6 protein-coding genes and 1 pseudogene are annotated in these 6,107 nt (G+C 61.7%); 2 read left to right on the forward strand and 5 right to left on the reverse strand.

The features are described 5' to 3' along the window. The 5 genes from CG471_RS28485 to CG471_RS31870 form a co-directional block, all read right to left on the reverse strand. The coding region (locus CG471_RS28485) for a hypothetical protein (RefSeq protein WP_143560306.1) at window positions 1-269 on the reverse strand (269 nt) is incomplete at its 3' end. 67 nt (window positions 270-336) lie between these two features. Next, window positions 337-2,289, reverse strand: coding sequence for a transposase domain-containing protein (locus tag CG471_RS28490; protein ID WP_180275832.1), 1,953 nt, complete (start codon window positions 2,287-2,289; stop codon window positions 337-339). Then, window positions 2,286-2,642: a helix-turn-helix domain-containing protein gene (locus CG471_RS28495; protein ID WP_099234510.1), complete on the reverse strand. Its 357-nt coding sequence runs from the start codon at window positions 2,640-2,642 to the stop codon at window positions 2,286-2,288. The genes CG471_RS28490 and CG471_RS28495 overlap by 4 nt, the downstream gene beginning before the upstream one ends. Then, window positions 2,639-3,532: a ParB N-terminal domain-containing protein gene (locus CG471_RS28500; RefSeq protein ID WP_099234511.1), complete on the reverse strand. Its 894-nt coding sequence runs from the start codon at window positions 3,530-3,532 to the stop codon at window positions 2,639-2,641. The genes CG471_RS28495 and CG471_RS28500 overlap by 4 nt, the downstream gene beginning before the upstream one ends. Continuing rightward, window positions 3,529-3,786 carry a hypothetical protein gene (locus CG471_RS31870; RefSeq protein ID WP_373562081.1) on the reverse strand — a complete coding sequence of 86 codons (258 nt, stop codon included), beginning with the start codon at window positions 3,784-3,786 and terminating at the stop codon, window positions 3,529-3,531. Before CG471_RS31870 ends, CG471_RS28500 begins: the two co-directional genes overlap by 4 nt. A 132-nt stretch (window positions 3,787-3,918) precedes the next feature. Here CG471_RS31870 and CG471_RS28510 point away from each other — a divergent pair, with 132 nt between their 5' ends. After that, entirely contained in the window at window positions 3,919-4,650 is a 732-nt protein-coding gene (locus tag CG471_RS28510) for a hypothetical protein (RefSeq protein ID WP_099234513.1), read from the forward strand. A 435-nt stretch (window positions 4,651-5,085) separates the two neighbouring features. After that, window positions 5,086-5,982: pseudogene (locus CG471_RS28515) on the forward strand (YifB family Mg chelatase-like AAA ATPase); the annotation flags it as partial. Between the last annotated feature and the right edge of the window lie 125 nt (window positions 5,983-6,107).

Genomic DNA, 6,107 nt, shown 5'->3' on the forward strand with positions numbered 1-6,107 from the left:
GTGGGCGTGTCATACCATTCCGGCACCAGCGGCGCGTCGGCGGCGATCTCGGCTTGCGTGGTCAGGCGCTCGCGATAGGCCAGCACCTTGGTGGCCACGCTGGCGTTGTTCCCGGCATATTTGCCGGTGGAGAACAGCGAGAGCGTCGATCCGGACACATCGGTCAGCTTGCCGATCTGCGGCCAGCTAAGCCCTTCCTCATCCTTGTGCGCGTTGAGCCAGGCACGGGCCTCGACTTCGACCGGGCTGTTGCTTGCTACCACTTCCATGTTACGTCTTCCTTTGCTCTAGCGGGCAAAACCGGCCGCGTCGGAGGGCAATCCGGCGCGGCCATCCTCATTCGACGGCTCGCAACCGGCGGGTTCCGGCTGTGAAGGCGTCCATGAAGTCGGGGGCGGCAGGCTCGGCATCGGCCTGCTGAATGGGTTTGATGGCGGCGGCGGTCTGGCCACGATGGCGCACCGGCCGGACTACGCCCGCCACCGGCTGGGGAGCCGGTGCGACAGGACCGGACAGCAGTTCCGCCACCTGATCGATACGCAGCAATTCGGCGGCTTCCTCTGCGGCGCGAACCTTGCGGCGCACGTCCTTCTCCAGCTTGCCACGGCGCTCGGCACCGGCCTTGTCGAAGAAGCCGACCGCTTCCAGCACCGGGATCGTGTGCAGATATTCGCCGTCGCCCTGCCGGTAGACGTGGATTTCGCTATGCAGATTGTCGGGGTCGCAACGCACGCTGACCTTCTCGCCCGCCAGTTCGACCATCTCAGGCGACCAGTAAATGTTGCCTGCCAGCCTGATCGATCCGTCCAAACGGTGGCAGCGGCGATCTTCCGCCACCAGCAGCGCGCGGCGCAATTGCGCATCGCTGGCCTTGCCGATCGGGGAAACCGCATAGGAGGCAGCGAAAACGGCGTCGAAGCTATCGCCCTTGGCCATTTCCGTATTGCGTCCGGTGCGGGCGTTGTGGGCCGCGATCCGGCGCGCCACATGAGCACGGAATTCAGCGATGGGGATAGCGCGATCCCGGTAGTTTTCGGGCTTCGCGTCGGGCTTGTTGCCCGTATAGGCACCGGCAACGGCGGGATGCTTCGAAATATCCTCGCACAGGTCGCGCCATGCCCGTTCGATCGGCTTGGAAGAGCCGCGATAGGGCATCGTCCAGTGCGTGGTGATGTTGAGCGAGGTCAGGACGCCAGTCGGATCGCTGTCCTTAATCTTGAAGCGGTGGCGCGTCTTCGCGCCGCCCGTCATCGCCTTGGAGGCGAAGGCGCGGCCATTGTCCAGCACGGCTTCGGCGGGGATTCCCCAATCGCGGAACAGGTCCGCAAAGGCCATGCGCGCCAGCAACATGCTTTCGGTTTCGTCGATCCGGTGCGCCAGCAGCTTGCGGCTGAATATGTCCTGGATGCCGACCATGACCGGGCGACCGATGCGCCCGTCTTCCCACTGGACGAACACGTCGAAGGTGTGGCCGTCCGTGTTGACCGCCTTCATGGCGTGCAGATCGGCGACGGTGCGGCGCATCGGCGGCACCGTGCGGCGCGCCTGTTCCTTGCCTTCACGCTTCGCCGTTTTCAGCAGCTTGCTGATTTCTGCCGCCAACCGGCGTTCCAGCGTCTTCTTGTTCGGCAGGACGATGCCCTTGGGCTTGGCATAGTCCTCGACCAGACGGTTGTAGCAGGCTGAAAAGCTCGGCTTTTCGGGGCGCAGATAGTCCGTCTTGAGGATGCGCCACGCTTCCACGTCGATCTCAGCCTTGTCGCGGCCGCCCTTGCGTTGCGGCGCGAGGCGCGGGAGCCAGTCGGCGCGAGGAACGCCGAAAACGAGGCCGAACCAGTCGCGGATGGTGCGATCGGTGCAGCCATGGCGGATAGCCGCCGATGCCGTTGCGGCCGTCTTGGTCGATCCGCTCAGCACGCGGGCCTCTATTTCGTTGAGGATCGTCAGGCGCTTCTCGGCTTCCGCCTTCACATGCGCCGGTTGCTGGTCGAACCATGCCCAGGCGATAAGGCCGTCGTCGGTATCATTCGCCGCGATCGGCGTGATATCGATCCGCGTCGCCAGCCGTTGCTGCGCCTCGGGCGGGAACAGGCTGGCGTGATATTCCATGCCACCGCCTCGCGCCGCGCGCTTGCGCGCCAGCGGACTCCCGTCCGCGCCGACCGCATCGGCCCAGCCCATCGCCGCCGCGTGCGCGTTCACCGCGCGCTTGTCGGCGGGCAGGCCGGGGAGACGCTGCTCAGCGATCTCCGAAGCGGTCAGCCAATAGGAGGCGGCGGCCAATGTCACGCGGACAGTTCTCCCGCCAGCAGATCGAGCAACAGCCGATGGCGATCGACTGGATCGAGCATCGCGAGCGCCTGCCGGACTGTTACGCCTACAAGCGGTTCCTGCGCCGGGATCGCGTCGGCCTTGATGCGCTGGCCGGTGATGATGAACAGCACGTCCGCGCCAGCATGCGCAAAGGCAGCAAGAACGCGCGCGTCTGGGAAGGACTTGCCGCTTTCCCATGCGATCCACGCGCCTTTCGACATGCCTGCAAGTTGGGCGGCCTCTGTCTGGGATATGTCGATTCGCAATCGTTCTGCCTGCAAGCGCCCGCCAATTGAGGACAGATCAAGAGAATGACGGCGCGCGCTCACAGCACACCCCGCGCTTTGAAACGGGCGACCATATCCTTGGCCATGCCGGGGGTGACTTCATCGGCAAGCCATTCGACGTGAGCCTGCCGTTCGGTCAGTGTTAACCGCTGCCACCGGTCCATCATCATGGCGCGAGGCTCCACTCGGAAGCCAGTGCCGTGGGATAGTCCAGCCTCCTTCAAGACCTCATCGACTGAATTCCAGTCGGGGCGCGTTAGGATCGCTTCAATAACCGTGCGGCGTGCATCATCCTCTTTGATGCGAGCGACGCGCGTGACGGCGGACAGGCTTTCACCAAGGCTATGGTCGTTGAACCGCTGGGCCAGATCGGGCAGCGCAGTGACAATCGCGCTATGAATCCGCTTGTTGCGCTCTAAAGTGCTTATCGAAATGCCAAAAGCATAGGCCGTTCTTGCACGATAATCGGGCGCTTCCGTCACGGTGACGGAAGCGGAATTTGTGATCCGCGCGGCACGAGCCTGCCGGGATTCCCCGACGTGGCCCGGATGATCTAAAGCCTCTTCCAGACGCGCATATTCGATCATCATGATCGCGCGTTCGATAGGACGGCGATGCCGATGATCGGCGTTTTCGGAGAGTTCGAGGCGGCGCAGATCGGCGTCGGTAGCGGTGGCGTCCGCTATCTGAATTGCATCGACTTCAAGGCGTCCAATTGCTTCGACGCCGCGCAAGCGGTGAAGGCCCGCAACCAACGTCCAGGGCAGCTTCGCAGCATTTCCGTTTCGCTTGACATGGATCGGATCATGTTGGCCAACGGCCTCGATGCTCGCGCCAAGGCGTTGCGCATGATCCGCGTTGTAAAAGCCGATGCGAGGCCCGATCGCAATGTCTGCGATGGGCAGCGACATTATCTCGCGCACCGAACTCATGCTGCGATTGCTGCCTTGATAGCATCTGCAATCGGAGTGGTATCATCAACGATGACGCCGTCTTTCATGCCAAGCGCGACCGCAACCTTATGGGCGTCTCCCCGAGCACCTTTAAGATGACCATAGAGAAGGCCGCGAACAACGGCGCGGTCTACTCCTAGATCGCGAGCCACGTCAGAATGGGACTTCCCAATGCGAGAAAGTGCTTTCCGAATCATCGCTGGGGTGCAAGCAGTGGTCACTGGAACCTCCATGTGCGTGAAAGCGCACTAAAATAGTGCGCCCAACTTCACTACGTATGGTGCAGATTGTCGCACATGGCAAGCAATGAAAGGGAAAAGGTGTCTCTAGGCGCACGACTTCGCGAAGAGCGGCAGCGGTTACGGATGAACCAGACCGAATTTGCTGCAGTTGTTGGCGCTTCGAAGCGCGCGATGGTCAGTTGGGAGAAGGACGATTCCTCCCCCCTTATCACCGCAGTGATTGCGTGGGCCGGTGTTGGCGCGGACGCGACATATATCCTGACTGGACGGCGATCGAATGGGGATGCCGAAGCAAATTCCCCGCATCAGGTCGGTGATCCAGTCGCAGACGATCGCATGGCATCCGGCGCGCCACTTCATTTGCTCTCAGATCAATCGATTATTCCCGGCGCTCAGGTGGATGAAGTCAAGCACCAATTAGGCGTTGCCGCTGACGAGGAACTGGCGGCGATCCTGGGATATGCTCCCGCGACAATCAAGCAGTGGCGCGCTAAGGGGGCTATCTCGGATGAAGGGCGTCATGTCGTCTTTAATCATCTGGTCTTTCGGCGAAGAAATGAAATTGCCCGCAATGAGTTCTCCAGCATTGACACCTCAAAGAGGCAATTTTCTAAAGCGCTTGTCATTCGTTATCTGATTGAGACGACAGTTGAGGAAGACGGTGATTTGGAACCTGACGGGCTTTTGTTTCGTGCGATAGAAATGGATAATTTCGAGCTTGCCGCCTCTCGCCTTCTGGACAAAGAATTGGCGAGAGGCGCTAAGAATTTGCTCGTGGCTTTCCGCAGGATACTCGCGGGCGATGTCGTGATGCCGCTGGCCACGGAACTGACCATCATGATGAATGAGGGGTGATTGGTCGCGCGGACGGATGGGTGAACTTCAAAAAGTCACCCACTTCCAATGCACACAAGGCCCCATGAAACCCCAAAAATTCCGCATTTAATGCATATATTTCAGTGACTACCCACTTAGCACGCCTTCATAAGGCGCAAAATTTGCGGAAAAATTGAAACTGGTAGATTGGCCAGGACAAAGCGCCGCCATGCGGCGCAATAAAAACGGCAGAAAACCGCCATTAAGAGGCAATTAAGAGGGCGCATTCGATCTTGCCCGATGCCTCTCGTTGGCGGCCTCGTAAGTGGGCGAACTGGCAGTTTTGCCCACTTTAGGAAGACAGCAAATCGAGGCGATTAGCGGATGCTCAGAAGCCCGCAAAACCCCCGGATTATGGGCGTTCTTCACCACGCCATCCCGGAGAATTCCGGGAAATCCCGCCCTCATCCCTTTTTGGAAGAACCAAGTGTCCCATTACATTCGACGGTGGCCTATCTGGGCCTGGAGGCGCGCACGGTCGAGGTGCAGTGCCAGCTTGTTCCGGGATTGCCCGCCTTCATCGTCGTCGGCCTGCCCGACAAGGCGGTGGCCGAAAGTCGGGAGCGGGTGCGCAATGCGATCGCCGCGATCGGCCTGTCGCTGCCGCCCAAGCGGATCACCGTCAATCTTTCCCCCGCCGACCTGCCCAAGGAAGGATCGCATTTCGACCTGCCGATTGCCGTCGCGCTGCTCGGCGCGATGGGGGTGATCGATGCCGAGACGCTGGCGGGCTATATCGTCGTCGGCGAACTGGGGCTGGACGGCCGTACCGCGCCGTCGCCCGGCGTGTTGCTGGCGGCGCTGCATGCCGGCGAACAGGATCTGGGTCTGGTCTGTCCGGCCGCACAGGGGAGCGAGGCCGCCTGGGCGGGGCAGGTGGAGGTCGTGGCGACACCCGATCTCCTCAGCCTGCTCAATCATTTCAAGGGCACGGCGGCATTGTCGCCGCCCCAGCCCGGCGCGGTCGAGCCGCCGATGCGGGCCGCTGACCTGCGCCAGGTGAAGGGGCAGGAAAGCGCCAAGCGCGCGCTGGAGATCGCGGCGGCCGGCGGCCATAATCTGCTGATGGTCGGGCCGCCGGGCGCCGGCAAGTCGCTGATGGCGAGCTGCCTGCCGGGCATATTGCCCGAGCTGACGCCGACCGAGGCGCTGGAAACATCGATGGTCGCCAGTGTTGCCGGCACGCTGGAGGGCGGGCGGATCAGCCGCGCCCGGCCATTTCGTAATCCGCATCATAGCGCGTCGATGGCGGCCCTGGTCGGTGGCGGCCTGAAGGCGCGACCGGGCGAGGTCAGCATGGCGCATCTTGGCCCAACTTGAACAGTGCTTTTGGAAAAGGCATTTTTGTTCAATGACATGCACGCACCGGCGCGAGTGTTACCACTACATTTTTGGGTTTGGTTGAGCTTGCAGAGGCTTAGGTTCGCGGCGGCAGT

Source organism: Sphingobium sp. IP1, from assembly GCF_002708645.1.
Classification (GTDB): domain Bacteria; phylum Pseudomonadota; class Alphaproteobacteria; order Sphingomonadales; family Sphingomonadaceae; genus Sphingobium; species Sphingobium yanoikuyae.

Excerpts from the sequence above, each read along its gene's own strand:
- CG471_RS28500 (WP_099234511.1), bottom strand. The coding sequence starts at position 3,532 with ATGAGTTCGGTGCGCGAGATAATGTCGCTGCCCATCGCAGACATTGCG.
- CG471_RS31870 (WP_373562081.1), bottom strand. The coding sequence starts at position 3,786 with ATGGAGGTTCCAGTGACCACTGCTTGCACCCCAGCGATGATTCGGAAA.
- CG471_RS28510 (WP_099234513.1), top strand. The coding sequence starts at position 3,919 with ATGAACCAGACCGAATTTGCTGCAGTTGTTGGCGCTTCGAAGCGCGCG.